Origin of the sequence: Actinomadura macra NBRC 14102 (assembly GCF_001552215.1) — a bacterium.
Classification (GTDB): domain Bacteria; phylum Actinomycetota; class Actinomycetes; order Streptosporangiales; family Streptosporangiaceae; genus Spirillospora; species Spirillospora macra.
Genome location: NZ_BCQT01000009.1, coordinates 245,194 through 271,702 on the forward strand (window position 1 = coordinate 245,194; position 26,509 = coordinate 271,702).

At 73.3% G+C, this 26,509-nt stretch carries 25 protein-coding genes and 1 pseudogene; 12 read left to right on the top strand and 14 right to left on the bottom strand.

Going from position 1 to position 26,509, the window contains the following annotated elements:
* Positions 1–11 precede the first annotated feature (11 nt).
* Positions 12–2,024 carry a bifunctional phosphatase PAP2/O-acyltransferase family protein gene (locus AMA02S_RS14950; protein WP_067458047.1) on the bottom strand — a complete coding sequence of 671 codons (2,013 nt, stop codon included), beginning with the start codon at positions 2,022–2,024 and terminating at the stop codon, positions 12–14.
* Positions 2,025–2,236: 212 nt separating this feature from the next.
* Between AMA02S_RS14950 and AMA02S_RS14955 the strand changes: the two genes are divergently transcribed.
* Both AMA02S_RS14955 and AMA02S_RS14960 read left to right on the top strand, forming a co-directional pair.
* Entirely contained in the window at positions 2,237–2,959 is a 723-nt protein-coding gene (locus tag AMA02S_RS14955) for a PadR family transcriptional regulator (protein WP_067458990.1), read from the top strand.
* Positions 2,956–3,450, top strand: a complete 495-nt coding sequence (locus tag AMA02S_RS14960) for a DUF1707 SHOCT-like domain-containing protein (RefSeq protein WP_067458050.1) — start codon at positions 2,956–2,958, stop codon at positions 3,448–3,450. The genes AMA02S_RS14955 and AMA02S_RS14960 overlap by 4 nt, the downstream gene beginning before the upstream one ends.
* Positions 3,451–3,501: 51 nt before the next feature.
* On the opposite strand, the gene AMA02S_RS14965 is transcribed toward AMA02S_RS14960, so the two are convergent.
* A complete protein-coding gene (locus AMA02S_RS14965; RefSeq protein WP_218004970.1) occupies positions 3,502–4,794 on the bottom strand; it encodes a sensor histidine kinase in 1,293 nt (430 codons plus the stop codon).
* 130 nt (positions 4,795–4,924) lie between these two features.
* On the opposite strand from AMA02S_RS14965, the gene AMA02S_RS14970 reads away from it, so the two are divergent.
* Positions 4,925–7,468, top strand: coding sequence for an ABC transporter permease (locus AMA02S_RS14970; RefSeq protein WP_169806829.1), 2,544 nt, complete (start codon positions 4,925–4,927; stop codon positions 7,466–7,468).
* Between the two features lie 8 nt (positions 7,469–7,476).
* Here AMA02S_RS14970 and AMA02S_RS14975 read toward each other — a convergent pair whose 3' ends face one another.
* Positions 7,477–8,415 carry a LysR family transcriptional regulator gene (locus AMA02S_RS14975; RefSeq protein WP_218004971.1) on the bottom strand — a complete coding sequence of 313 codons (939 nt, stop codon included), beginning with the start codon at positions 8,413–8,415 and terminating at the stop codon, positions 7,477–7,479.
* A 72-nt stretch (positions 8,416–8,487) separates the two neighbouring features.
* On the opposite strand from AMA02S_RS14975, the gene AMA02S_RS42875 reads away from it, so the two are divergent.
* Positions 8,488–8,649: a hypothetical protein gene (locus AMA02S_RS42875; protein ID WP_169806830.1), complete on the top strand. Its 162-nt coding sequence runs from the start codon at positions 8,488–8,490 to the stop codon at positions 8,647–8,649.
* Positions 8,650–8,664: 15 nt separating this feature from the next.
* Here the strand turns inward: AMA02S_RS42875 and eda are convergent, their stop codons facing one another.
* Genes eda through edd form a run of 3 tightly spaced genes read right to left on the bottom strand, consistent with a single transcriptional unit; the run spans position 8,665 to position 12,163 of the window.
* The gene (gene eda / locus AMA02S_RS14980) at positions 8,665–9,300 is read right to left on the bottom strand and encodes a bifunctional 4-hydroxy-2-oxoglutarate aldolase/2-dehydro-3-deoxy-phosphogluconate aldolase (protein ID WP_067458053.1); all 636 of its coding nucleotides are present in this window, start codon (positions 9,298–9,300) and stop codon (positions 8,665–8,667) included.
* 41 nt (positions 9,301–9,341) lie between these two features.
* Positions 9,342–10,352, bottom strand: coding sequence for a glucokinase (gene glk / locus AMA02S_RS14985; protein WP_067458056.1), 1,011 nt, complete (start codon positions 10,350–10,352; stop codon positions 9,342–9,344).
* Positions 10,349–12,163 carry a phosphogluconate dehydratase gene (gene edd / locus AMA02S_RS14990; protein WP_067458059.1) on the bottom strand — a complete coding sequence of 605 codons (1,815 nt, stop codon included), beginning with the start codon at positions 12,161–12,163 and terminating at the stop codon, positions 10,349–10,351. Before edd ends, glk begins: the two co-directional genes overlap by 4 nt.
* Positions 12,164–12,311: 148 nt before the next feature.
* Here edd and AMA02S_RS14995 point away from each other — a divergent pair, with 148 nt between their 5' ends.
* From AMA02S_RS14995 to AMA02S_RS15020, 6 genes and pseudogenes are all read left to right on the top strand, one after another.
* Entirely contained in the window at positions 12,312–13,430 is a 1,119-nt protein-coding gene (locus tag AMA02S_RS14995) for an ROK family transcriptional regulator (protein WP_067458061.1), read from the top strand.
* A 443-nt stretch (positions 13,431–13,873) separates the two neighbouring features.
* Complete coding sequence (locus tag AMA02S_RS15000) at positions 13,874–14,143, top strand: hypothetical protein (protein ID WP_067459002.1); 270 nt, start codon at positions 13,874–13,876, stop codon at positions 14,141–14,143.
* On the top strand, positions 14,136–14,741 hold the full coding sequence (locus tag AMA02S_RS15005; RefSeq protein WP_067458064.1) for a DUF6879 family protein: 606 nt from the start codon (positions 14,136–14,138) through the stop codon (positions 14,739–14,741). Before AMA02S_RS15000 ends, AMA02S_RS15005 begins: the two co-directional genes overlap by 8 nt.
* A 14-nt stretch (positions 14,742–14,755) precedes the next feature.
* Positions 14,756–15,472 (top strand): DUF6082 family protein, encoded by a 717-nt coding sequence (locus tag AMA02S_RS15010; RefSeq protein WP_157430586.1) that lies wholly within the window; start codon positions 14,756–14,758, stop codon positions 15,470–15,472.
* Positions 15,473–15,629: 157 nt separating this feature from the next.
* A pseudogene (locus AMA02S_RS45010) lies at positions 15,630–16,256 on the top strand (phosphatase PAP2 family protein); the annotation flags it as partial.
* A 79-nt stretch (positions 16,257–16,335) separates the two neighbouring features.
* Positions 16,336–17,022, top strand: a complete 687-nt coding sequence (locus tag AMA02S_RS15020) for a creatininase family protein (protein ID WP_067458073.1) — start codon at positions 16,336–16,338, stop codon at positions 17,020–17,022.
* Here the strand turns inward: AMA02S_RS15020 and AMA02S_RS15025 are convergent.
* The 7 genes from AMA02S_RS15025 to ribA are packed head-to-tail and all read right to left on the bottom strand — an operon-like array spanning position 16,936 to position 22,517.
* Positions 16,936–17,853, bottom strand: a complete 918-nt coding sequence (locus tag AMA02S_RS15025; protein WP_067458075.1) for a lysylphosphatidylglycerol synthase transmembrane domain-containing protein — start codon at positions 17,851–17,853, stop codon at positions 16,936–16,938. The genes AMA02S_RS15020 and AMA02S_RS15025 overlap by 87 nt on opposite strands.
* Positions 17,850–18,650, bottom strand: a complete 801-nt coding sequence (locus AMA02S_RS15030; RefSeq protein ID WP_067458077.1) for a class I SAM-dependent methyltransferase — start codon at positions 18,648–18,650, stop codon at positions 17,850–17,852. Before AMA02S_RS15030 ends, AMA02S_RS15025 begins: the two co-directional genes overlap by 4 nt.
* Positions 18,647–19,759, bottom strand: a complete 1,113-nt coding sequence (locus AMA02S_RS15035) for a glycosyltransferase family 4 protein (RefSeq protein ID WP_067458079.1) — start codon at positions 19,757–19,759, stop codon at positions 18,647–18,649. The genes AMA02S_RS15030 and AMA02S_RS15035 overlap by 4 nt, the downstream gene beginning before the upstream one ends.
* Positions 19,756–20,154, bottom strand: a complete 399-nt coding sequence (locus AMA02S_RS15040; protein WP_067458081.1) for a 6-pyruvoyl trahydropterin synthase family protein — start codon at positions 20,152–20,154, stop codon at positions 19,756–19,758. The genes AMA02S_RS15035 and AMA02S_RS15040 overlap by 4 nt, the downstream gene beginning before the upstream one ends.
* A gap of 38 nt (positions 20,155–20,192) precedes the next feature.
* The gene (locus AMA02S_RS15045; RefSeq protein ID WP_067458083.1) at positions 20,193–21,164 is read right to left on the bottom strand and encodes a zinc-dependent alcohol dehydrogenase; all 972 of its coding nucleotides are present in this window, start codon (positions 21,162–21,164) and stop codon (positions 20,193–20,195) included.
* Positions 21,121–21,876, bottom strand: coding sequence for a CDP-alcohol phosphatidyltransferase family protein (locus tag AMA02S_RS15050; RefSeq protein WP_067458086.1), 756 nt, complete (start codon positions 21,874–21,876; stop codon positions 21,121–21,123). Before AMA02S_RS15050 ends, AMA02S_RS15045 begins: the two co-directional genes overlap by 44 nt.
* Positions 21,873–22,517 (bottom strand): GTP cyclohydrolase II, encoded by a 645-nt coding sequence (gene ribA / locus AMA02S_RS15055; RefSeq protein WP_067458089.1) that lies wholly within the window; start codon positions 22,515–22,517, stop codon positions 21,873–21,875. Before ribA ends, AMA02S_RS15050 begins: the two co-directional genes overlap by 4 nt.
* Positions 22,518–22,915: 398 nt before the next feature.
* Here ribA and AMA02S_RS15060 point away from each other — a divergent pair, with 398 nt between their 5' ends.
* Both AMA02S_RS15060 and AMA02S_RS15065 read left to right on the top strand, forming a co-directional pair.
* Positions 22,916–24,265, top strand: coding sequence for an ABC transporter substrate-binding protein (locus tag AMA02S_RS15060; RefSeq protein ID WP_067458091.1), 1,350 nt, complete (start codon positions 22,916–22,918; stop codon positions 24,263–24,265).
* Between the two features lie 125 nt (positions 24,266–24,390).
* Entirely contained in the window at positions 24,391–26,022 is a 1,632-nt protein-coding gene (locus tag AMA02S_RS15065) for a glycoside hydrolase family 13 protein (RefSeq protein WP_067458094.1), read from the top strand.
* 59 nt (positions 26,023–26,081) lie between these two features.
* On the opposite strand, the gene AMA02S_RS15070 is transcribed toward AMA02S_RS15065, so the two are convergent.
* Complete coding sequence (locus AMA02S_RS15070; protein ID WP_067458097.1) at positions 26,082–26,393, bottom strand: hypothetical protein; 312 nt, start codon at positions 26,391–26,393, stop codon at positions 26,082–26,084.
* Between the last annotated feature and the right edge of the window lie 116 nt (positions 26,394–26,509).

Sequence of the window (26,509 nt, forward strand, 5' to 3'; positions counted from 1 at the left end):
TCTGAGCCGGGCTACTCCGCGGTGCGGAGCTCCCGGATGACGTCGAGGATGGCCTCGCCGAGACGGTCGGCGTCGGCCACGAGGCCGGGGTCCACGGAGAGGCCGAAGCACAGCTCGCGGTGGACGCCGAGCGCCCCGACCGCGAGCGGCGCGCCGGGCGCCAGCGGGATCACCGGATAGACCTGCGTGAGCGGGGCCCCTGCCAGGCGCATCGGACGGTCCGGGCCGGGCAGGCTCGACACGATGCCCTGGAGGAACCGGGCACTGTAGACGGCGCGGGCGAAGCGGGCGTGCAGTGGCGCCGGCATCAGCCGGCCGGCCTGCCGCATCACGAACCACGCCGCGAGCGGGCGGGTGCCGGAGCGCAGCACCCGGCTCCGCTTCACGATCGCGGCGAGCCGGTCGGTCTCGGCCATCCTCCCGATCGGCAGGTCGACCATGACGGCGGTGGTGTGGTTGCCCTGAGGGGGTTCCTGTCCGTCGTCGCCGGGCGGGCGCATCATGAGGGGCACCGCGACCCGGCACGCGTCACCGTGCCGGACAGGTGCGCCGGGCTTTTCCCGGACGACCCGGTAGAGACCACCGGCCACCGCGCACAGCACCACGTCGGTGACCCGCGCCCCGTACCGCCGCGCCACGTCCCGTGTCAGGCCGAGCGGGATGAGCAGGGTGCCGAACCGGCGCTCGGACGTCCCGGCGGCGGGCAGCCGCGTGGACGGCGCGACGTCGACGGCGAGCTGGCCGAGCCCGACGACGGTCGCGGCGGCCTCCCGGACCGGCCTGCGGCGGGGCCGCTTCCAGTCCCCCGAACCCGCCGGGTAGGGCTCCATCAGCGACATCGCGTGGGCGACCACCCCGACGCCGTCGGCGACGACATGATGCATGAGGAAGACGACGGCGCACCGGCCGGGCCCGACGCCGGTGACGAGGATCATCCGCCACAACGGCCGGTCGCGGGGCAGCGGCTCGGACTGGATCCCGGCGATCACCGTGCGGAGCCCGTCCATGCCGTCCACCCGCCGCTCCTGGACGTGCCAGGACCAGTCGATCTCCGTGTGCTCGCGCCAGACGGGACGGCGCCACGGCGTGGGCGCGGCGAGCCGTTGCCGGAACCGCGGCAGCCGGTCCATCCGCTCGATGACCAGGTCGACGAGGTCCTCGCGGGAAACCGTGGTCCGCGAGGTGTCCAGCATGATCACGCCGCCGACGTGCTGCGGCGCGGACGGTGTCTCCACGGCCAGGAAGAACGCGTCCGGAGCCGGCACCCGGTCGGCCGTCCACGGCGGTGTGGTGCGCTCGGCCACGTACACGGCCAGGACCACCAGCGGCACGGCGGCCACCGCGTCCAGCAGGTAGTGGTTGGCGGTGGCCATGATCACGTAACCGGTCAGCACGATGTGCACGGCGTTCAGCGACTGGACCCACCGCCGCGCCGACGCCCGGGCCAGCTCGACTCCGACCCACAGCGTCCAGGCCATGTGCAGGGACGGGACGGCCGCGAACTGGTCGGCGTGCTCGACCAGCGGCGACCCCCACGACCCCCAGGTCCGGCCGAGCCGGACGGTGTCGACGAAGCCGAGTTCGGGTATCAGCCGGGGCGGCATCACCGGGTACAGCGCGAAGCAGGCGATCCCCACGAGGTTGATCAGCAGGAACGCGTTGCGTGCGGTCCGGTAGCGCTCGGGATGGCGCACGTAGAGCCAGGCGAGCAGCCCGAGTGCGCTCGCGATGTAGGTGATGGCGTACTCGTAGTTCGCCAGGACGCGCCAGAGCGACTGGCCGGCCAGCCACTCGTTCAACGTCCGCTCGACGTCGATGTGCAGGGCGCGCTCGACGTCATAGATCATCAGGCCGTGGGCGCGCGCCACCTGCTCCCTGGCGCCCTGCGGCAGCGTCATCACCAGCGCGTACAGCCCGAACACCGTCAGGCCGAGCAGCACCTCGACGCGGAGCCGCCCGCGTGCGACGGCGCCGGCCCGGGAGACGACCGCGTCCGGCGCGGTCACCGCCTCCTGCGTCCCCATCGTCCCCCCACACCGGTGGGTTACCCAGGATTTCCACCGGTCAGACGAGCCCCGACCGGATTGTGTGATCATGCAATTACCGAGTGTACATGGACGTGGGCGCCGCAACCGACGCGAAATCCCGGGAACCATCTGGCCTATCCGTACGTCTTCGATATATCGTTGTCGTATCGCGAGAGATCAAAGAGGGATCTCAGAAGGTGGTGGAGAACATGGGAGCGACTCACGCGCACGGACCCGATCCGCGCTGGGCGTTCGCGGCCGCGGCGCTCGGCGCGAAGGCCGCCCATATGAGGGGCCGCGGCGACTTCCCGGGTTTCGGCTGGATGTTCGGCGGAGGGCCGGGGCCCTGGGGGCCGCCCGGCGGCTTCGCCCCGGGCCCGCCCTGGGCGCGCGGCAGGCGCGGCGGCCCGTGGGGCCGGGGACCGAAGGCGCGCAAGGGCAACGTGCGCGCGGCGATCCTCGTCCTGCTCGCCGAGGAGCCCCGCAACGGATACCAGATCATCCAGGAGATCCACGAGCGCAGCGGCGGGGCGTGGAAGCCGAGCCCCGGCGCGGTCTACCCGGCGCTCCAGCAACTCGCGGACGAGGGGCTGATCGCGGGCGAGGAGGCCGGCGGGCGCCGCACCCACCACCTCACCGACGAGGGGCGCGCCTATGTGCAGGAGCACGCCGACGAGCTGGCCGAACCGTGGGCGGAGATGACGCCCGAGTACGGCGAGGGCGTCCCGGAGCTGTTCAAGCAGGCCGCACAGACCGGGGCGGCGGTGATGCAGATCGTCCACTCCGGCACGCCGCAGCAGGTCGCACAGGCCAAGGACATCCTCACCGACGCGCGGCGCAGCCTGTACCAGATCCTCGCTGAGGACGCAGAGCAGGACATCGAGCAGGACTCGGGTCTGACGGTCGACGACGACACCGAGGAGCGGACGTGACGCACCAGGACGAGATCCGTATCGGCGACACCGAACGCGACGCGGTCATGGTCGCCCTGCACGACCACTTCGCCGCCGGACGGCTGGACCGCGACGAGCTCGACGAGCGCCTCGGCACCGCGCTGGCCGCCAAGACGCACGGCGACCTGCGCGGCCTCGTCCGGGACCTGCCCGGCCCGAGCGGCCTGGCCGAGCCCGAACGCAACCCGGCGCCGTCCTACGGGCCAGTCCCGTGGGGTCCGCATCCGGGCCACCGGCAGCTGAGCCATCAGCACTGGCACCCACACCGGGGGCACCGGCACGGAGGGTTTCCCAAGGGGCCGCTGCTGCTCGGCGTGTTCCTGGTGCTGGCTTTCACGGTCGGACCAGGGATGGGGTTCCTGGTCATCTTGCAGATCGCGCTGGTGCTGTGGGTGGTGCGGGCCGCCCTGATGGCCTTCGGACTTCGTCGGTCCCGGCGCGGCGAACCGCGGCTGTCCTCCCGTGCCTGACGGCGGGCTCGACGGCCTGACCTGAGTGCGGCAGCAGACGGCGGGGGGCGCTCACCGGCCTGGCGGCGACGGCAGCGGCACATAGGCGGGCAGGGACGCCTCGACCTGGAAGCCATCCCCGAAGGGCCCCGCGGTGAAGGACCCGCCGACCGTCTCGACCCGTTCCCGCAGGCCGGACAGGCCCGTCCCGGAGCCGCTGGCCGCGAGCACCGCGTCCGGCTCGATCGCGGGGGCGGCGCTGGTCACCGCCAGCCACACCCCGTCGGTGCGGTAGCCGACCTCCACCCGGACGGCCGCGCCCGGGGCGTGCTTGCGCGCGTTGGTCAGCGCCTCCTGGACGACCCGGTAGGCGGTGCGCCCGACCGCCGGCGAGAGCGGCGCCGGCTCGCCGCGCTCCACCAGCTCCACCGGCACGCCCACCGCGACCGACTCGGCGACCAGCGCGGACAGGTCGGGCAGCGGCGCAGCGTCCGGTTCGGCCAGGCCGGGCCCGTCCCCGCCGTCGCGCCGCAGCAGCCCGATGACGTCGCGGAGCTCTTCGAGGGCCTGGCAGCCGTCGTCGCGCAGTTCCTCGGCGGCGGCGCGGGTCTCCTCGTCCGATGCCCTGACGCGCAGCGCCCCCGCCCGCAGCACCATCAGCGTCACCCGGTGCGCGACGACGTCGTGCATCTCGGCGGCGAGCCGGGCGCGCTCCTCCGCGCGGGCCCGCTCGGCCAGCAGGTGCCGTTCCCGCTCCGCGCGCTCCGCCCGCTCGGTCAGCCCGTGCAGGACGCGGCGCCGCGCGGCGACGTACATGCCGAGCAGCGCCCCGCCGACCAGCACGGCCTGGCTGCGGAAGATCAGCGCCTCGACGGGGGCGGTCTCCTGGCCGGAGATCCGTCTGATGGCGCCGACCGGGATCACGTCCTGAGTGAGGCCGACCAGCACGACGAGCGCGGCGACCGGCAGGCCGCGGATCCAGGCGGGCCGTCCCCCCTCGCCCGGGAACGCCATGGTGGCGTAGGCGGCGAACGGCAGCGCCGGCGGCCACCACAGCAGCGGGCTGAACGCGTCGTACCCGCCGGACCGCAGCAGCGTGCCGGGGGCGACCCACTCCCCGACACAGAGCAGCGCGGCCGGCGCGACGGTGAGCCAGGCGACCGTCAGCGGGGCGCGGCGCCGGACCGCCAGCGCGAGCGCGGGCAGCACCACGACCACGGCCGTCGCGCCGCCGTAGGGGCGCAGGATCGAATCGGTGCCGGCCACCGCCTGGAGGCTGAGCACCAGCGCGACCGCCACGACGGCGGCGTCCGCGGCCAGGTCACGGCCGCGCGCCGGGACGAGACGCGGCGATTTCAGGGGCACAAGCACACCGTACGCACCCCGGGCCCGTCCGCGACCCTACGAAAGTCGCCTCGGCCCCGCCCGTTCGTAGGGGACGGACGCGACGATGCGCCCTGCCCGCCGGCACCCGCCGCCGGGTCGAATCGTGGCCATGATGGTGAAGCTCGTACTCCGGGGGCTGGCCGCCCACCGAGCCCGCCTGCTGCTGTCGACGGTGGCCGTGGTCGCCGGCGTCGCGTTCGTGGCCGGCACGCTGATCTTCTCGGCCACGCTGGACCGCTCGTTCGAGCGCGCCTTCGACGACCTCGGGCGCGGCACGGACACGGTCGTCAGGTCCCAGCGGTCGTTCGCGGCGGGCCTGGGCGAGCGCGCCCCGTCCCGGCCGGTCCCGGCGTCGGCGCTGGCGACCGTCCGGAGGGTACCCGGCGTCGCGAGGGCGCAGGGCGTCGTCACCGGGTTCGCCGCCGTCGTCGACCGGCGCGGCGCGATCACCGGGGCCGAACCGCAGACGGGCGTGGCCTGGAGCGACGATCCCGACCTGTCACCGACCCGGCTCACCGCGGGCTCGCCGCCCCGCGCGCCGGACGAGGTCGCGGTGGACGCCACGACGGCCCGGGACGCCGAGTACCGGATCGGTGACCGGGTCACGGTCGCGCTGCTGTTGGGCACCCGCGCGTTCCGGTTGACCGGGCTGTTCACGGTCGGCGACTCGGCGCTGAGCGACTCGATCTCGATGGCGGCGTTCGCACCGGACACCGCACCGGTGCTGCTGTCGGAGCATCCCGGGACCTTCGAGCGGATCGTCGTGCGCGCCGCGGACGGCGTGCCCCAGGAACGGCTGCGGGACGCGGTGGCGGCGGCGCTCCCGCCGGGGCTGGAAGCTGTCACCGGCGCGCGGGCCGTGGCCGAGCAGGCCGGGCCGCTGCAGGAGATCATCAAGGTGATCCGGACGTTCCTGCTGGTCTTCGCGCTGATCGCGGTGTTCGTCGGCTCGTTCATCATCTTCAACACCTTCACGATGCTGGTGGGCGGTCGGGTCCGGGAGCTGGCGCTGCTGCGGGCCGTCGGGGCGTCCCGGGGACAGGTGACGCGCTCGGTCCTCGGTGAGGCCGCGGGCGTCGGCCTGGCCGGCTCGACGGTCGGCCTCGCGGCGGGGGCCGGGGTCGCGGTCGGGCTGGCCACGCTGATGGAGGCCGTCACCGGCGGCGAGGAACTGCCGTTCGGCACGCTGGTGCTGCCCGTCCCTGCCGTCGTCGCCGCCTACGCGGTGGGGACGCTGGTCACGCTGGCCGCCGCGGTCGTCCCGGCTCGCCGCGCGGCACGGATCCCGCCGGTCGCGGCGCTGCGCGAAGGGACGGCGCCGCCTCGTCCGCTACGTGGGCGGGTGCTCGGCGGCTGCCTCGCCCTGGCGGCCGGGACGGGCCTTGCCGCGGCCGGCCTCGCGGGCGACGGGAACGCCGGGCTGCGGCTCGCGGGCGCCGGCACCGCCGTCCTGTTCGTCGGAGTCGTGCTGATGTCGCCGGCGCTGAGCCGTCCCGTCGTCGGTCTCCTCGGCCGTCCCTTCGCGCGGTTCGGCGGGAGCGCGGGACGGATGGGCGCGCGCAACGCGCTGCGCGAGCCCCGGCAGACCGCGGCGACGGCGTCCGCGCTGACGATCGGGCTGGCGCTCATCACGACCGTGTCGATCATCGTCCAGTCGCTGGCGTCCTCGGTGGACCGGCAGCTCGACGCCGCGCTGACCGCCGACTACCAGGTGACGGGGCGCAGCCAGATCACCCCGGTCAGCGCCGGCGCGGCGGAGGCGGTGGCCGCCGTGCCGGGCGTCCGCTCAGCGATCCCGATCCGGACCGCCCGGTTCCGGCTGGACGGCACCGTCCGCGCCGCCACGGCCGGGACCCCCGGCGAACTGCTCGCCCATTTCCGCCTCCCGCTGCGACAGGGCACGGCATCCGTCCACGGGGATGAGCTGCTCGTCGGTCGCAGCGTCGCCGAAGCGCGCGGCTGGACGGTCGGCCGGACGGTCCCCGGCGAGTACCAGGACGGGACGAGGCGGACGTTCCGGATCGCCGGCGTCTACGCCGACCGCCCGTCCCTCACCCCGTCCGCACCCACGATGATCATCGACTGGGCGGGGTACCGCGTCCGCGACCCGGACGCGCCGATCGGGCGGATCGAGGTGTCGGCGGGGGACGCCCACCGCGCGTCACTGGAGGCGGCCCTCGCCCCCTGGCCCAACCTGGTGCTCAAGGACCGCGCACAGGTCAAGGACGACGCCGCCGGGGACATCGACCGGTTCTTCACACTGGTGCTGGGCCTGCTGGTGCTGTCGGTGCTGGTGGCGGCGCTCGGGATCGTCAACACCCTCGCGCTGGCGGTCACCGAGCGGACGCGGGAGATCGGCCTGCTCCGCGCGGTCGGGATGCAACGCCGCCAGATCCGCCGGATGATCCGCTGCGAGGCCGTGGTGGTGTCGCTGTTCGGCGCGGTGCTCGGGGTGGGCACGGGGACCGTCCTCGGCGTCGTCCTGCAGCGCGCCATCGCCGATGGGGACGCGGGCATGGAGGTGCTCGCCGTCCCCTACGGCCTCCTCGCGCTGTGCGTGGCCGCGGCCGCGGCGATCGGCGTCGTCGCCGCGGTCTGGCCCGCGGCCCGCGCCGCCCGCCTGGACGTCCTCCAGGCCATCGCCACCGGCTGACGGGGCCGCTACGCGGCCGCCTCCTGCGGGAGGCGATCGCATCGGGGCGGAATGGCGTCCTGGAGGGCGGCCAGGGCGCGGGCGATCAGCGGGCTGTCCCGGCTCCCCCGGCGCACGCAGGTCAGGACGCGCCGCTTCGGGACGGCGTCGCCGGTCAGCGGCACCCGGACGACCGGCTGGTCGGACGGTCCGTCCGCCAGCCGGGGCACCAGGGACACGCCGAGGCCGTTGGCGACCAGCGCCCAGATCACCGACCAGGTGGTGGCCCTGTGTGCGATGCGGGGCGTGAACCCCGCGGCGGCGCAGTAGGTCATGACCTGCTGGTGGTGGGCGCACACATCGGGCTGGACGCTGATCCAGTTCTCGGACGCGGCGTCCTCCAGCCGGACCCCGGGCCGCCGCGTCAGCGGGTGTGCGGCGGGGACGATGAGGTCGAGGGCCTCCACCAGCAGCGGCTCCCGGTCGAACCGGGGGTCGCCGGGCGGCGGCGCGTCCGCGGTGGGCTCGATGACGGCGAGGTCGGTCTCCCCCGCGGCGAGCAGCCCCATGGCCACGTCGGTGTCGCACTCGCGGATCTCGACCGTGAGCTCCGGGTCGCCGCGGAGCAGGGCCCCGGCGGCCGGCGCGATCAGCCCGCCGACCGCCGTCGTGAACCCGCACATGCGCAGCGGGCCGACGGCGCCGGCGCGATGCGACTCCAGGTCGGTGAGGGCCTCCTCCCAGCGTGCCAGCAGCGCGTCGGCGTGCTCGATCAGCAGGTGGGCGGCCGGGGTGAGCCGCACCCTGCGGCCCTGCGGCTCCAGCAGCGGCACCTTCAGCTCCCGCGCCAGCTCGCGCAGCTGGTGCGACACCGCGGACGGGGTGAGGTGCAGCGCCTCCGCGGCGGCCGTGACCGTCCCGTACTGGTGGACGAGCCGGAGCATGTGCAGCCGCCGCAGATCAATCATGTATTCATTCTGCACGATCAGATATAGAAACGTGAAATAGACGGCAACGTTCGGCACAGGCAGACTACTGGTATGACACAGCAGAGCAGGACCCTGTCCCGGCATCTGACCAGCGACGGCGTCGTCGTCTGGAGCCGCTGCGCCTGCGGGCGGCTGCGGATGGACCTCGTCCCGCGCGGCGGCGGCAAGCCGATCTCCGCCGGCCCCTGCGCACGCTGCCACGCACCCGCGTGAACGGCCCGGGACGCCTCAGCGGCGCAGTGCCGCGGCCTCGACGGCGAGGCCGCGGACCCGCTCCCAGTCCCCGGCGCGGAGGGCATCTCCCGGCGTGAGCCATGACCCGCCGACACAGCCGACGTTGGGAAGCGCAAGGTAGTCGGCGGCGTTGCCGAGCGCGATACCGCCGGTCGGGCAGAACCGGGCCTGCGGCAGCGGCCCTGCGAGGGACTTCAGGTAGGCCCTGCCGCCCGCGGCTTCGGCGGGAAAGAACTTCATCGCCGTGATCCCGTCCTCCAGCAACGCGATCACCTCCGACGCCGTGGCGACGCCGGGCAGGAACGGCACGCCGGTCGCGACCATCGCCGCCTGGAGCCGGGACGTGAGGCCCGGGCTGACGAGGAAGCGCGCCCCGGCGGCGGCGGACCGCTCGGCGTCCTCGGGGCGCAGGACCGTCCCCGCGCCGACGACGGCGTCCGGGACCTCGGCGGCGATCAGCGTGATCGCCTCCAGCGCGGCGGGCGTGCGCAGCGTCACCTCGATGGCCGGCAGGCCACCGTCGACGAGCGCGCGCGCCAGCGGAACGGCGGCGTCCGCGTCGTCCAGGACCACGACGGGGATGACGGGTGCGAGGTCCAGGAGGTTGTCGTCGGTCACGTCGATGGTCATGCGGGCACATCCTTCTCACAGCACCCGGACGGTGCCTGTCGCTAGGACCCGGCGGGAGCCGGGGTGACGGTCTGTGCTGGTCGCCCCTCGGCGCCGCGCGGGCTCTGCGCCAGCCGGGCCGTGGCGCCGGCCAGAGCCGGGCCGGGATGGACGATCAGCGCGGTCGGGATGGGCCGCAGGTAGTCCTCGACGGGCGGCTTCGCCTCGAAGCGGCTGCGGAACGTGCTCTCCCGCAGCACGTCGGCCATGCGCGGCAGGATCCCGCCGCCAAGATAGACGCCCCCGCGCGCACCCAGCGTCAACGCCACGTTCCCGGCGAGCGAGCCGAGCAGCGCGCAGAACATGTGCAGCGCCTCCCGGCAGCGCGGGTCACCCGGGCGCGCGCAAATCTCCGCGGCGCCCAGCGGGCCCGACTCGACATCGTCGATCTCCGCGAGGTAGCGGTGAATGCGGGCCAGACCGTCCCCCGACAGCAGGTACTCGGCCGTCGCGGCGCCACGCTCGGCGCGCAGCAGCTTCATGACCTCGATCTCACGGCCGGTCGCGGCCGGCACGTCGACCTGCCCGCCCTCACCGGGCACCGGCACCCACCCGCCGCCGACCGGGACGAGCCCCGCGACGCCGAGGCCCGTCCCCGGCCCGACCACCGCCATCGGCGCGCCGAGCGCGCCGGGCCGAGGGCCCCCGATCGGGACGAGGTCGGCGGGACGCAGCCGCGGCAGGGACAGCGCGAGCGCCTCGAAGTCGTTGAGGATCTCCAGGCGCGGGATGCCGAGGCGCGCCCGGACGGCCTCCGGCGTGTCCACCGGCCAGTCCGCGTTGGTCAGCCGGAACGTCCCGCCCGCGACAGGCCCGGCCACCGCCAGGCAGGCAGCGGACGGGCGGACGCCGGGTGCGTGCCGTTCCAGGTAGGCCGCCGCCGCGTCCGCCAGCCCCGCATGGTCACGGGTGGGCAGCGACCCCACCCGGAACGGTTCGCCGCCCGGGCCGTCCACGAGCGCGAACCGGGCGTTGGTGCCGCCGACATCGGCGACGAGCCAGGGGCCGCTCACGCGAAGACGCCCGCGCCGCGCTCCGCCGGTCCCACCGCACTCCGGAACGACTCGAACAGCTCCCGGCCGGTCCCCGCCCACTCCACCGGCGCCGCTCCCTCGGGCTCCCGCGCGGCGAACTCCTCGTCCGGGACGAGCACCTCAAGCAGGCCCTTGTCGGCGTCGAGCCGGACCACGTCGCCGTCCCGCACCCGCGCCAGCGCCCCGCCGGCCGCCGCCTCCGGGGACACGTGGATCGCGGCGGGCACCGCGCCCGACGCGCCCGACATCCGCCCGTCGGTGACCAGCGCGACACGGTGCCCCCGGTCCTGGAGCACCGACAGCGGCGGGGTGAGCCGGTGCAGCTCCGGCATCCCGTTCGCGCGCGGTCCCTGGTAGCGGACGACGGCGACCACATCCCGGTCGAGCTCCCCGGCGGCGAACGCCTCCTGGAGCGCCTCCTGCGTCTCGAACACGCGGGCCGGCGCCTCGATCGTCCGGTGCTCGGACCGCACCGCCGACACTTTCACCACCGCGCGCCCCAGGTTGCCGCGCACCGTGTGCAGCCCGCCGTGGGTGTCGAACGGCTCGTCCACCGGGCGCAGGACGCCGAGATCGCCGGACTCCGGCGGCACGTCCCGCCACACGGCCCTACCGTCGGAGCCCAGCTCCGGGGCACGGCGGTAGGTGGCGAGGGTGTCGCCGCCGACCGTCCTCGCATCCTCGTGCAGGAGCCCCGCGTCGAGCAGCGCGCCGATGAGGAACGCCGTGCCGCCCGCGGCGTGGAAGTGGTTCACGTCCGCGGTCCCGTTCGGGTAGAGCCGGGTCAGCAGCGGCGTGACCTTGGACAGCTCGTCGAAATCATCCCAGGTCAGCTCGATGCCCGCCGCCGAGGCCATCGCGACCAGGTGCAGCGTGTGGTTGGTGGACCCGCCCGTGGCCAGCAGCGCGACGACCCCGTTGACGAACGCCCGCTCGTCCAGCAGCTCGCCGATCGGCGTGTACTCCTCGGCCAGATCGGTCAGCTTCAGGACCCGGCGCGCGGCGGCCTCGGTGAGCGCGTCCCGCAGCCTGGTACCGGGCGGGACGAAGCTCGCGCCCGGCAGGTGCAGGCCCATGACCTCCATGAGCAGCTGGTTGGAGTTGGCCGTCCCGTAGAAGGTGCAGGTGCCGGGCGAGTGGTAGGACGCGGCCTCGGCGGCGAGCAGCGCGTCCCGCCCGATCTCCCCGGCCGCGAACCGTTTGCGGACCTTCGCCTTCTCCCCGTTCGGCAGGCCCGACGCCATCGGCCCCGCCGGCACCAGGATCACCGGCAGGTGCCCGAACGACAGCGCCCCGATCACCAGCCCCGGGACGATCTTGTCGCACACCCCGAGCATCAGCGCGCCGTCGAACATCTCGTGCGACAGCGCCACCGCCGTGGCCATCGCGATCACGTCCCGGCTGAACAGCGACAGCTCCATGCCCGCCCGGCCCTGGGTGATCCCGTCGCACATCGCGGGCACGCCCCCGGCGAACTGCGCCGTGCCACCCGCCGCGCGGATCGCGGCCTTGATCAGGTCCGGGTAGTCCTTCAGCGGCTGGTGCGCGGACAGCATGTCGTTGTAGGCCGACACGATCGCGATGTTCGGCGTGGCGTTCCCGCGCAGCCACAGCTTGTCCTGGACGCCGCACGCCGCGAACCCGTGCGCCAGGTTCGCGCACCCCATCCCGCTCCGGACCGGACCCTGCGTCCTGGCTTCCCGGATACGCCCCAGATACGCGCCGCGCCGCCCGGCGCTCCGCTCGACGACGCGCCGGGTGACGCGTTCCAGCACGGGATGCACAGCCATTCGAACGCTCCAGACCAGGGGGACACCAGCTCACAAAACTACCGAGACATAAGTCACCCATACAACCCTACTTATGAATTTAAGCTTACAAAACCCCCTCACTTACACCAACTGGACGCGTCTATCAAGCCCATGCTTGACTGGTCAGATGCCTCGCGCCTCCCGCCCCAGCACGACCGGGGACGTGCTCCGCCTGATCCGCGAGGACGGCGTCGCCACCCGCGCCGATCTCGGCCGCATCACCGGCCTGTCCCGCCCCGCCGTCGCCACCCGCGTCGCCGACCTCATCACTCGCGGCCTGGTGATGGAACGCGCGGACGGCCCGTCCACCGGCGGACGCCCCCCGGCCCGGCTGACGTTCAACGCCGCCGGCGGTGCCGTCCTCGTCGCGAACCTGGGCCAGTCCCGCGGCCAGCTCGCCGTCTGCGACCTCGCCGGGACGATCCTCGCCCGCGCCGACGGCCCCCCGCCCGAGGGCTCTCCCGCCCAGACGCTCCCCCGCCTCCTCGACCGCTGGGCCGACCTCCTGTCGTCCTCGGGCATCGACCCCGGCACCGTCCGCGGCGCGGGGCTCGCCGTCCCCGACGCCGTCGAACACGCCCCCGGGCACTGGCACGGCGCCGACGTCGCTCCCCCGATCCGCGACCGCTTCGGCGTCCCCACCTACCTCGACAACGAGGTCAACGCCGCCGCCCTCGGCGAGCACCAGGCCCACCCCGGCGTCGACGACCTGCTGTTCGTCAAGGTGTCCACCGGCGTCGGCGCCGGCGTGATCGCCGGCGGCCGTATCCAGCGCGGTGCCTTCGGCGCCGCCGGCGAGATCGGCCACGTCCCGGTCCCCGACGGCGGCGGCCTCGTCTGCCGCTGCGGCAACGTCGACTGCGTCGAGGCCGTCGCGGGCGGCTCGGCGCTCCTCGCCCGCTCCCCCGCCGCCGACCTGTCCGCCCTCGCCGCCCTCGCCCGCTCCGGGGACGCCCCCACCGTCGCCCTCCTCCGCGACGCCGGCCGCCGCATCGGCGAGGTCGTCGCCACCGCGGTCAACCTCCTCAACCCCGCCGTCGTCGTCCTCGGCGGCGACCTCGCCGACGCCGACACCCCCCTCATCGCCGGCCTGCGCGAGGTCGTCTACCAGCGCTCCACGGCCCTCGCCACCCGCAACCTCCGCATAGAGACAAGCCGCCTGGGCGAGACCGCCGGCCTCACCGGCTGCGCCACCATGGTCCTCTCACACACCCTCGCCCCAGAAACCATCGACACCACCCCCTGACAAGCAGCACAGCCCGTCAGGAACCTCGGGACGCATCCATCACCCAATTAGATGCCACCCGAAAATAGAGGGGACATCTCTCCTCTTCCCGGCACTTCGCTGTCGAGCAGGCAGAACTTTCACTAGGTCAAAATCGAGCAAAATTCCTGTCCTTGCTAGACCTGGTCCGCTTCCCAGAAGTGGCCGAAACAGGACTCGCCCAGTGCGGTGGATTCGATCTGGCCTTCCGAGCTGTCCGGAGAACCGATCAAGTGCGCCCGCATGACGGGCTTGACCTGCTCGAAGTTCGGCTGGTGAGCCCCCAGGCGCCTGCCATACGGCCCCAAATTCACCCTCTACGCCATCAATTACCACTAGATCGGACGATTAGGGCAGCGCTTGCCGCATCGGGGATCCGGTGGGAATATTTCGGCAAGGACCGGCGACTGGAAGTGAGTGACATCATGACCAGACCATGGGAAGCCGATCATGGCGCGGGATTTCATCGGAGATTAGGCAAGACGGCCGCCGAGGTGGGCGACAGCCGCACCACGCAGGACTGTCCCGAGATCTGGGAACTGGACAACGGAGATATCGCCGTCATAGGCCGTGACGCGACCAGCGCGTACGGCGACCGGCTTCCGCCGGGGGTCAGGATCGGCACCGACGAACGGCTCGTGATCATTTCTGGGCGGTTGCTTTCGGCCGCCAAACCGGACATCCCCGATGCTTGACCGGATCTCGGCGCTGCCGGGGGTCACGCTCGACCACGCCGCCTACCACGAGGACTTCGCCAGGCAGACCAAGGATCTGCGGGGCGTGATCTGGAAGCTCGAACGCTCCCAGGTCTTCCAGGAGTTGAACGACCCCAGCTGGCAGGCGTTCGTCGACGGCGACTGGCGGCGTTCGCTCGACCTGTTGGAAGAGGACCGCGATGCCGTTCGTACTGAAGCGAGGCATAACCGGCGTCAGGGGTTGAGGATCCGCCGCGTCCGCGTGGTCGAGCGCCCGTTGACCCCCTATGTCCAGTGGGAACTGTACGCATTGCGGATGCTCGCCGAGGAGGGTTTCGAGGTGAGCGTCCTTCACTCCGATGAGGTGGCCGACCTTGAGATTCACGATCGACTGCCCGAGCTCGTGGTCATCGGCAGGCGGGTCCTCTACGAGGTTCAGTATTCCGGGGATTGGACGCCCTGTGGTGCCCGGAGCATCGGTGACCCGCAGGTGATTCATACCGCCTCATCCGAGATATCCCGCCTCTTCGATAGGGGCGAACCCTTGCTCGACTTCTTCGGACGGGAAGTGGCCCCGCTCCCCGCACCGGCGGTGTGATCTATCGTTCGTAGATGTCCTCGGTTCGCACGACCCAGAACAGGGTGAGAACGGTCACGCTCACCCTCGCCACGGTCGTGGTCATCGGCCTCATCGGCGCCTCCCCCTGGGCTCTGCGCGCATTCGGCGGATCCACCACGCGGTGGGAACGCCTGAGCTTCATCGGCCAGACCTACGGTGCGGCGTCCGCTCTCCTGGCCGCCCTGGCATTGATCGGCATCGCCGCCACGCTCATCTTCCAGGCGCGCGACACGAAGATCGCACGTGAGGAGGCTCGGCGCATCGCGGTGGCCGAGTTACTCAAGATGGCCATGGACGACCCCGACCTGGACGAGGCGTGGGGTCCGGTGCCGCCGGGTGGGGACCGCAAGGCGCGACGGCAGCTCATGTACATCAACATGATCGTGTCCGAGTGGCAGATGTCCTTCGAGACGAAAGCGCTCCCCGAGATCCGCCTGCGGGCCATCGCGCACGAGATGTTCAGCGCCCGCCCTGGACGGGCCTACTGGGACGAGGCTCGCCAGGTCCGTATGAACACCTCGGGCAACAAGCGGGCTCAGCGTTTCCACCAGATTCTGGACGAGGAGTACCGGCGCGCACCCGCTCCCCCGCCAGAACCTCCGGCCCGCCGCCGCCGAACCTGGCCCCCCGTCGCCTGCGCGGCCGCCGCCCTCGTCCTCGCCCCCGTTCTGCACCGCCTGCTTCGCCGCAGGACGTCCGGCCGGTCCTGACCGATCGCTGATCACCTTCGCCGGTCCCGGGGGTGGGGTTAGCTCCACCTTTGATCTTGGGGGTGGGCTCCGGGGAGGGGGTGGTTGGGCCCAGTGTTCGGGAGGACTTCGGGCGGCAGGGTTGTTGCTACGAGGACGACCTGGCTCGGAGGACGGTATGGCTGACGGTGTGATCCGCGTTCGCGGGGGGTGGACGGTGCGCGCGGCGCGGCCGTTGGTGACGGAGGTGGCGCTGCTGCTGGGGCTGTTCGCGTTCTACAAGTGGGGGCGGACGCTCGTGGAGCACGGGCCCGGGGAGGCCCTAACGAACGCTCAGTGGTTGTGGGGGTTCGAGCGGTCGTGGCTGCCGAGTGAGGTGTCGCTCCAGCATTGGGCGCTGGAATGGGACCATACGGCCTACCTCGCGAACGTGTACTACGTGGCGGTGCACTTCCCGGGGACGGCGGCGCTGCTGATCTGGTTGTACGTGCGGCACCGGAGCTCGTACCGGCGGGTGCGGAACGAGCTGGTGGTGCTGACGGCCGCGGGGCTGGCGGTGCACATGCTGTTCCCGCTGGCGCCGCCGAGGCTGGCCGGGATCGGGGCCGTGGACACGATGCTGACGGTGGGGCCGTCGGCATATCCGGCGGCCGCGGACGGGATCGCGAACCAGTACGCGGCCATGCCGTCGCTGCACATCGGGTGGGCGCTGTTGGTGGCCATCGCGGTGGTGCGGGTGTCGAGGAGCCGGTGGCGGTGGGTGGTCGCGCTGCACGCACCGGTCACGGTGCTGGTGGTCGTGGTCACGGCGAACCACTACTGGACGGATGGCCTGGTGGCCGCGGGCCTGCTGGCGGGGGCCATGCTCGTGGTGAAATGGCTGCATGATTCCCCTGCACACCAGTGGCGAGGAGCCGGACGTTCCCGTGGCGGTGCTGCCGGTCGGGAGTCACGAGCAGCACGGGCCGTTCCTGCCGCTGGCGACGGACACGGTGATCGCGTGCACGATCGCGGAGCGGATCGCGCGGTCGTATCCGGTACGGCTGCTCCCGCCCGTGACGATCTCGTGCTCGCAGGAGCACGCCGACTGGCCGGGGACGGTGAGCATCTCGGCGGCGACGCTGAGCGCTGTGGTGCGGGACGTCGCCGGGTCGCTGCGCCGGGCCGGGGTGCCGAAGCTGGTGCTGGTGAACGGGCACGGGGGCAACTACGTGCTGGGGAACGTCGTCCAGGAGGCGGGCGGGACCATGGCGCTCTTCCCCGCGCTGGAGGACTGGGACACGGCGCGGGACGCGGCGGGCATCGAGACGCCGGCGTTCAGCGACATGCACGCCGGGGAACTGGAGACGTCGATCCTGCTGCACGCCCGTCCGGAACTGGTGCATGAGGGGTATGCCGGTGCCGACCATCTGGCCGATGACCGGCGGCATCTGCTCACGGTGGGGATGGGGCCCTACACCGAGTCGGGTGTGGTGGGCCGGCCGTCACTGGCTTCGGCCGGCAAGGGCGAGGACGTCCTGGCGAGTCTCGTCCGGGCGTTCGGGGGCTGCCTGGCGGTCCTTCAGCAGTAGTGTCGCGGCGCCGGGAAGGCTGGCGATGAAGGTGAGCACCCCGTACACGACGGCGACGGTGAGGCCCTGGGCCGAGCCGAATCCCGCGGCGCCGAACGCCAGGGCGAGGACGGCTTCGCGGGGGCCCCAGCCGCCGACGTTCACCGGCAGAGCCATGACCAGCAGCGCGAGCAGGACGAGCGGGACGAGGTCGAGCAGGGGGGCGGTCGCGCCGGCGACGCGGGCCGCGACGAGGAAGAGGGTCACGTGCCCGGTGAGCGCCCCCGCGGACAGGGCGGTGACGGACGGCCAGGCGTCCAGGACCGGGCGGACGTCGAAGGACCGGCGGACGAGCACGAAGACCCCGGCCAGCAGGCTCAGCACGACCGTCGCCGGGATCAGCGCCGGGGCCAGCGCGGACAGCAGGGACGGGCGGGTCAGCACGACCACCAGCCCGGCGGCCAGCAGGACGGCCTGGCCTGCGGCCCTCTCCAGGACGACGGCGCGGACGCCGCGTGCCACGTCCCCGGAGCGGTGCCCGTGGCTGACCGCGCGGTGCACGTCGCCGAGGATGCCGGCGGGCAGCACGGCGTTGAGGAACTGCGAGCGGTAGTAGTCGGCGACGGCCTTGCCGAGCGGGAGCCGGAGGCCGAGGCGGCGGGCGATCGTGCACCAGCGGGCGGCGCTGAGCACGGTCGTCGCCAGGCCGATGCCCAGGGCGATCGCGATGGAGGGACCGTCGATCGCGTGCAGCGCGTCGACGAACGCGGCCGTGCTGTGCCACCACAGGAGCGTGGCGAGGAGGCCGAGCCCGCCGAGTAGGCGCAGCCATGGCCAGAGCCTGCGCGTCATGACAGGTTTCCGAATGTCGGTGTGTTCCCCCATATCGGTGTCTCCCCCGGTATCGCGAGCAGGTCGGCGTGGTGGACTTCGACGTGCAGTCCGGCGGCGAGGCGGCGGCGCAGGTAGCCGGCGGCGGCCGGGCCCAGGTCGGGGCGTTGCTCGACGGCGGCGGCGACCCAGCCGCGCAGCCATGCGGCCGCGAGTTCCCCGCGTGCGGGGCCGAGCTTCCACGGGCTGGGACGGGTGCGCAACGCGGCGCCGCGTCGTCCGAGGGCCTCGGCGGCGGCGGCGACGGCGTCGGGGCCGAGGAGGCCGTCGCGCCGCTGGTGGTCGTTGAACGCGGCGCCGATCTCGGCGTCGAGCGGGTCGGACGGGGTCAGCCGGACGCGTCCCACGACGGACAGGGTCAGCAGCGCGGGGACGCCGGCGCCGGTGATCGCGGCGGCGAAGCCGTCCAGCTCGGCGGGGGTGAGGATGTCCAGCAGCGCGGACGCGGCGACGAGGGACGCGCCGGCGAGGTCGGCGGCGCTCAGGTCGGCGATCCTGCCCTGGCGTGTCTCGTGCGGCGCGGAGACGCTCGCCTCCGCGAGCAGCGCCGGGTCGCTGTCGTACAGGATCCAGTGCTGCGGGCCGGGCAGGCGGGGGGCGAGCCAGCGCGCGAGGGAACCGGTGCCGCAGCCGACATCCCACAGGAGCAGGGGTCCGGGCGGGAGGGCGGCACGGAGCGGGTCGAGCAGCTCGGCGGCGCGGGCGCCGGCGTCGGCGGGTTCGCGCAGGGCCAGCCAGGACGGGGTGTATCCGCTCATCGGCCCTCCCGGCGGAGCCCGTCCAGGACGGCGGCCATGCGGTGGGACGTGTCGTCCCAGCCGCGCAGGGTGCCGCGCCGGAGCCGCGCGGTGGTGCGCAGCCGCGACCGCAGTTCGGGTTCGACGAGCCAGTGCCGGAGCGCGGCGGCGAGCGCGCCCGGGTCGTCCGGCGGGACGAGCAGGCCCGGTACGGCGCCGGACGCGTGCCCGAGGGTCTCGGGGACGCCGTCCACCGCCGTGGCCAAAACGGGCACGCCGCGCGCGAGCGCCTCCGTCACCACCATGCCGTAGGTCTCGGCGCGGGACGGCAGGACGGTGAGGTCGGCGGCGGCGTACGCGGCGGCGAGCCGCGGGCCGCCCTTCGGGCCGGTCAGGCGGACGCGGTCGCCGAGACGGTGCCGCCCGATCAGCCGGCGCAGCCGCATGACGTGGCCGGGGTCGCGGTCGAGGGGGCCGGTGAACTCGCAGTTCCAGGGCAGGTGCGCGACGGCGGCGAGAGCCTCGACGAGCAGGTCGTGGCCCTTGCGGGGGGTCAGCGACGCCACGCACAGCAGCCGGGTCGCCCCGTCGGTGCCGGGCGCGAGCGGCGCCGGCTCGGTGCCCGGCGGGACGGCGTGGACGCGGCCGGGGTGCAGCCCGTGGTGGTCGACGAGGCGGCGGCGCGCCCACGGGCTCGTCGCGACGACCGCGGCGGCGGCCCGCAGGACGGCGCGCTCCCGCGCGTCGAGGTCGGCGGCGACGTGGTCGGGCAGCCCCGTCTCGTCCGCCAGCGGGAGGTGGACGAGGATCGCGAGCCGCAGCCGGTCCGCGTGGGGGACGACGACGCCGGGGACCCCGCATGCGACGAGACCGTCGAGCAGCACGACGGCCCCCTCGGGCAGCCCGGCGAGGGCGTGGTCGAGCGCGGCGCGGTCCCGCGCGGCCGGCCGGGGCCAGGTGCCCGGTACCGCCAGTTCGCGGACGGGCCGCCCGGCCGACGCGAGGCTCCGGCACAGCTGCCGGTCGTAGACGTTGCCGCCACTCGGGGCGGTCGCGTCGTCCACGTCGCCGGGGACGACGACGGAGATCTCGTTCGCGGCGACCGTGGTCGCGGCGCCGTCGTGGCTCACAGCGTGCACTCGTAGCTCGCCCAGGCGATGTGGGACTCGTGCAGCGTGACGGTGATCCCGGACAGCCCGCGCGCGTTCTTGCCGAGGGCGCCCGCGCGGACCCGGTCGGCGAGCCGGTCGGCGATGACCTTGGCGAGGAACTCCGTCGAGGTGTTGACCCCGGCGAACTCGGGCTCGTCGTCCAGGTTGCGGTAGTTCAGCGCGGCGAGGACATCGCCCAGCTCGCCGGTGGCCAGGCCGATGTCGACGACGATGTTGTCCGCGTCGAGCTCGGCGCGGCGGAACGTCGCGTCCACGACGTAGGTGGCGCCGTGCAGCCGCTGTGCGGGCCCGAACACCTCCCCCCGGAAGCTGTGCGCGATCATGACGTGGCCGCGGACGGTGATGCCGAACAAGCGAGGACCTCCTGGCTGGACGATCTGGCTGTGGGTGATCAGGGGTAGACGATCCGGTGGCAGAGGGCGGGCAGCGCGCCGTCCGCCAGCCTGGGCATGACCTCCGGCAGCTCCGCGAAGGGACTCTCCCCGGTGATCAGCGCGTCGAACGCGGGGGCGGCGAGCAGCCGCAGTGCCAGCGCGAGCCGGTCGGCGAAGCTCCGGCGCCCCCGTCGGAGGGGGATCGCGCCGACCTGGCTGCTGCGGATCGTCAGCCGGCGCGAATGGAAGAACTCCCCGAGCCGGACGCCGATGCCGCGGTCCCCGTACCAGCTCAGCTCGACGACCTCACCTTCGGGCGCGAGCAGTTCCAGCGCGCGGGTGAGGCCCTCCTCGGTGGCGCTGGCGTGGATCACCAGGTCGCAGCCGGCCGTGGCGTCCTGCGGGGCGGCGAATCCGACGCCGAGCGCCGCCGCGACGGCGGCGCGGGACGGGTCGGTGTCGACGAGCTGGACCGACGCCCCGGGCAGGCCGGCGAGGACCCCGGCGACCGCGCACCCGACCATCCCGGCGCCGACGACCGCGATCCGGTCGCCGACCAGCGGCGCCGCGTCCCAGAGCGCGTTCACCGCGGTCTCGACCGTGCCGGCGAGGACGGCGCGTTCGGGCGGCACGTCCGCCGGGATGGGGGTGACCGACGCCGCCCGGACGACGTACCGCGTCTGGTGCGGGTAGAGGCAGAACACCGCCCGGCCGAGCAGCGCGGCCGGTCCGTGTTCGACGACGCCCACGTTCAGGTACCCGTACTTGACCGGCCCGGGGAACTCCCCGTCCTGGAAGGGCGCGCGCATCAGCTCGTGCTGGCTCTCGGGCACGCCGCCGCGGAAGACGAGCGCCTCGGTGCCGCGGCTCACGCCGGAGCAGACCGTCCTGACGAGGACGTCGTCCGGGCCGGGTTCGGGCAGCGTTTCCGCGCGGATCTCCCCGTCACCTGGCGACCGGATCCAGAACGCGAGGGCGTCGCGCTCCATGGGCCCTCCTTCCGCGCCGGATGCCCGGCCCCGTGCCGGGCCTTACCGTGTGCCGCCGTGCGGACAGCCACAGGACGTCCCGTCCGAACGACCACGCGAGCAGCGCGAGCGCCGCCGCCACGATCAGCTCCGCATGCGGGACGATCCCGGCCGCGGCCACGACGAGCACGACCCCCTGGACCACCGCGACGGCCTTGCGCGCCAGGCTCGGCGGCAGGGCGGCCCGCAGCCACGGCGCCGCCCACGACGCGGCGGCGAACACGTACCGCATCGCCCCGATCGCCAGCACCCATGGCCCGGCGGAGGCGGCGACCTGCACCGACAGCACCAGGATCAGGAACGCGTCGACCTCCATGTCGAACCGCGCGCCGAGCTCCGACGCCGTTCCGGTGCGGCGGGCGACGCGGCCGTCCACCCCGTCCAGGACGAGCGCCACCGCGGCGATGCCGACCAGGACCGCGACGGATCCGCCGCCGCGCGTCAGGTGGCCGGCCACCAGCGCCGTCACGCCGCCGGCCAGGACGACCCGGACGAGGGTCACGTGATCGGCCGGCCCGAGCCTCCGCCGGCCCCGGAAGGCCGACATCAGAACGCTCCACGAGCCTGCCGCGTAGGCGGCTCCGGCCGCCCAGCCCACCGGCCCGGGCCGGAGCGCCGCGAGCAGGACGAGCTGCGCCGCGACGGCGGCTCCAAGCTCCTGCCCGCGTGTCATCCGCGCACCTCACCCGCGGTCAGCGAGTCGAGCTGGGGCAGGTCGTGGCCCAGCCGGTCGCGCTTGGCGGTCAGGTACCGGATGTTGTCGTCGCTGACCGGGACCAGCAGCGGGACTCGCGCCGAGACGGCGATCCCGTACGACTCCAGTGCGCGTACCTTGTCGGGGTTGTTCGACATCAGCCGCACCGACCGGACCCCGAGATACCGCAGCACCCGCGCGGCCGGCCCGTAGTCGCGCACGTCCACGGGCAGCCCGATCGCGGTGGCGGAGTCGACGGTGTCCAGTCCCTGGTCGTCCTGCAGGACGTGGGTGCGGACCTTCGCGACCAGCCCGATCCCCCGCCCCTCATGCCCGCGCAGGTACACCAGCACCCCCGCCCCCTCCCGCGCGACGGCGTCCAGCGCGGCGCCGAGCTGGTCCCCGCACTCGCAGCGTGTCGCCCCGAAGATGTCGCCGGTCATGCACTCGGAGTGCATCCGGACGAGCACGTCCTCACGTTCCCCGACGTCCCCCCGGACGAGGGCCATGTGCTCGTGCCCGTCGACCGGGTCCCGGAACGCGACGGCACGGAAGACGCCGCGCCGGGTCCTCAGGTCGGCCTCCGCCATGTCGTCGTGATCGATGCCCTGGTCGCGCATCGTTCCCCTTCCTCGGCTCGGCAATCACCCTTGGTACGGGGCGGACCGCCGCACGGTTGCGTCCGAAATCACTCTATCTATGAATCATTCAGAGATTGAATGAATCGGATTCGCTGTGTTACCAGGTGACACGCAGGGAGACCCGCGGAAGGTTCACGCCAACGACGATCTTCAATCCGCGTGCGGGCGCGCCGGGGCCGGCGGGGCCACGCGCGGGCGCCGTCCGCGACCGCCAGGATGGTGGGGTGCCTGCAAGGGATTACGGATTGAGCATGGAGTTTCTGAAGATTTCAGCAAGGAGTTCACGAGCGTGGAGGTCGTTGCTAGCGTCCCGGTCCAGCCACCCCGTCCCGGAAACGGCGGGACGACGGGACGCACCGGCACGCGAAGGAGGACACATGCGGCGCACCTACGGCGTCCTCGCGGGAATCGTCACCTGTGCCGCGCTCACACTCTCCGCCTGCGACGGTGACGGTGACGGGTCATCCCGCGCCGAGGCCGCCGGCCTCAAGGGCCGCGGGCCGATCACGTTCGTGACCGGCAAGGACCGCTCCGGCTCCCTGCACAAACAGATCGACACCTGGAACGAGGGCCATCAGGACGAGAAGGTCCGCGTCATCGAACTGCCGGATGAGCCCGCGGACCAGCGCCGGCAGATGATCCAGAACGCGACGAACAGGTCCGACGCCTACTCCGTCCTCAACCTCGACGTTGCGTGGACGGCGGAGTTCGCGGCGAACCGGTGGCTGGCCCCGCTCCCCACGGTTCCCCCACCCGGCGCCCCCGGAGGTTCCCAAGGGTCGCCCGCCCTGAAGGGGGCGCGGCTTGACCTGTCCACGATGCTGCCCGCGACGATCGCGACCGGGCGGTATCGCGGGAGGCTGTACGCGGTGCCGTCCGCGTCCGACGCCGGGATGCTGTACTACCGCAAGGATCTGCTGGAGAAGGCCGGGATTTCCGCGCCACCGAGGACCTACGCCGAGATGTGGGCCGCCTGCGACAGGGTGCGGAAGATCCCCGAGGGCAGGGGCGTCGACTGCTACCTCACCGGGGTCGACAGGTCCGAGAGCGGCACGGTCAGCGCGGTCGAGGCCATCGGCAGCGCCGGTGGGGCCATCCTCGGGCCGGATGGGAGACCCGCGCTGAACACCCCGGCCGCCAGGCGGGGCCTGGGGTTCCTCGTCGACGCGCGCAAGGACGGGCGGATGCCGAAGGCCGCCGACACGCTCGACACCGAGGGCGGTCGCCGCCACTTCCAGTCCGGCCGGTTGCTGTTCCAGCGGCAGTGGGCCTACCAGTACACGCTCGCGGAGAAGGACGACGGCTCGTCCGAGGTGGCGGGCAGGTTCGCGGTCGCGCCGCTGCCCGGCCCGGACGGCCCCGGCGTCGCGGGCCTCGGCGGCCACGACCTGGGGATCTCCGCCTTCGCCAGGAACAAGCTGACCTCGCTGGACTTCATCCGCTACCTCACCGGCGAGGCGGCACAGCGCGCCGCCCTGCTCGCCACCTCGCAGGCCCCGACCCTCGCCGCGCTGTACGACGACCCGGAGATGGTGCGGAGGTTCCCGTACCTGCCGGTGCTCAGGGCGGCGATCCAGTCCGCCCGGCCGCGTCCGGCCGCGGCGAGGTACGGGGACGTGACGGCCGCGATCCAGGGCTCGGTACACGACGCCGTGACCGGGAGGATTCCCGTCGATCGTGCTTTGTCCGGCCTTCAGGGCGAGCTCGGACCACTGACCGCGCCGTGATGCGCCCCCACACAATGATCAACAGCTGGTCGCCGTCGTGTCGGTGTTCCAGCGCCGTATCGTCGCCGGACGTACCGCCGGCGGGGTGAAATAGTCCCTGACAGCCCCCGACCAGAAGGATGTTCATGACGCAGAACAGCCTCGCCGTCCCCGCCGGCACGCCGGCCGGGGACGCCACCTCCTGGTGGCGCGACGCGGTCATCTACCAGGTGTACGTCCGCAGCTTCGCGGACTCGGGCGGGGACGGCGTCGGCGACCTGCCCGGCGTCCGGTCCCGGCTCCCCTACCTGGCCGGTCTCGGCGTGGACGCGCTGTGGTTGACCCCGTTCTACGTCTCCCCGATGGCCGACTTCGGGTACGACGTCGCCGACTACCGCGACGTGGACCCGCTGTTCGGCACGCTCGCCGACGCCCGCGGCCTGATCGCCGACGCGCACGCCCACGGCCTGCGGATCATCGTGGACGTCGTCCCGAACCACACCTCCGACCGGCACGCCTGGTTCCTGGCCGCCCTCGCGTCCGCACCCGGCTCGCCGGAACGCGCCCGCTACATCTTCCGGGACGGCCAGGGCCCGGACGGGTCGCGCCCGCCGAACGACTGGGAATCGGTGTTCGGCGGCCCCGCCTGGACGCGGCTGCCCGACGGTCAGTGGTACCTGCACCTGTTCGCCTCCGAGCAGCCGGACCTGAACTGGGAGAACCCCGAGGTCCGCACCGAGTTCGCGAGCATCCTCAGGTTCTGGCTCGACCTCGGCGTGGACGGCTTCCGGGTGGACGTCGCACACGGCATGGCCAAGGCACCCGGCCTGCCCGACGTCGGCCACGCGAACCAGGTCGACATGCTCGGGACAGCCGTTCTGCCCTATTTCGACCAGGATGCCGTCCACGACGTCCACCGGGAGTGGCGGCGGGTGCTCGACTCCTACCCCGGCGACCGGATCGCCGTCGCCGAGGCGTGGGCGCCGACGCCCGAGCGGCTCGCCCTCTACACCCGTCCGGACGAGCTGCACCAGGCGTTCAACTTCCACTACCTGACCGCGCCGTGGGCGGCGCCTGGTATGCGGGAGGTGATCGAGGAGTCGCTCCGCACCGCCGAGGCTGTCGGCGCGCCCGCGACCTGGGTACTGTCCAACCACGACGTCAAGCGGCATGTCACCCGGTACGGCGGCGGCGGGACGGGACTGCGGCGGGCCCGCGCCGCGACATTGCTGACCCTCGCGCTCCCGGGCTCCGCGTACGTCTACCAGGGCGAGGAACTGGGCCTGCCCGAGGTGCTCGACCTGCCGGAGGAGTTCCTCCAGGACCCGCAGCGCGCGCGGGGCGCCAGCTCGGGCCGTGACGGCTGCCGCGTCCCGCTGCCGTGGGAGGGCGAGGAGCCCCCGTTCGGCTTCGGTACCGGCGCCGCCTCCTGGCTGCCGATGCCGCCGAACTGGCGCGACCTCACCGTCGCGGCACAGTCCGCCGACCCGGACTCGATGCTCGTCCTGTACCGCGAGGCGCTGCGCGTCCGCCGCGGGCATCCCGCGCTCGGCGACGGCCCGCTGCGCTGGCTGGTCGGCCCGCCCGGCACGCTGTTCTTCGTCCGGGAGGCGCCCGAGGGCCGGACCCTCACGTGCGCGGTGAACATGGGTGCGCGCACCGTCCGCGTCCCCTTGCACGGCACTCCGCTGCTGGCGAGCGGCCCCTACCGGGTGAACGGCGGATGCGCCGAACTGCCACCGGACACCGCACTGTGGTGGGAAGCCGAGACTCGCTGATGTGAGCTCGGGACGACGCGCCTGGCGGACATCACGGCCCAGACAGGGGTGAACGAGGGCTAGCCCGTCCTATCGCCACCCCGCGCGGCCAGTCCGTCCAGGCGCGTGACCGCGGGTCGCCAGTCGGACGGCAGCAGGCAGCGGGTCGCACGATGAGCGTGATGAGCGAGCATGTAGGTGAAATGGTCGGCGATGTCGCATCCGGCCCTCGATGAACTGTGCGTGGTGATCAGGTGCAGGTCACCGCGCAGGTCGCGGAGTTCGGCCGGGGTGAGCGCGAAGCGGCCCGTCCGGAGCACGACCGTTCCCGACTCGTCCACGGTCACCCGGACGTCGACGCCCGCGAAACCACCCGTCCGCTCGTATTCCACGAGTATTTGTGAATGTGGGGCGATTCGGGAAATAGCACCGGATATCGCAAGCACCAACGCCATTCCGAAGGCGAGCATGGTGTTCTCCTCTGGGCGACCGGAGTGACAATACCAAC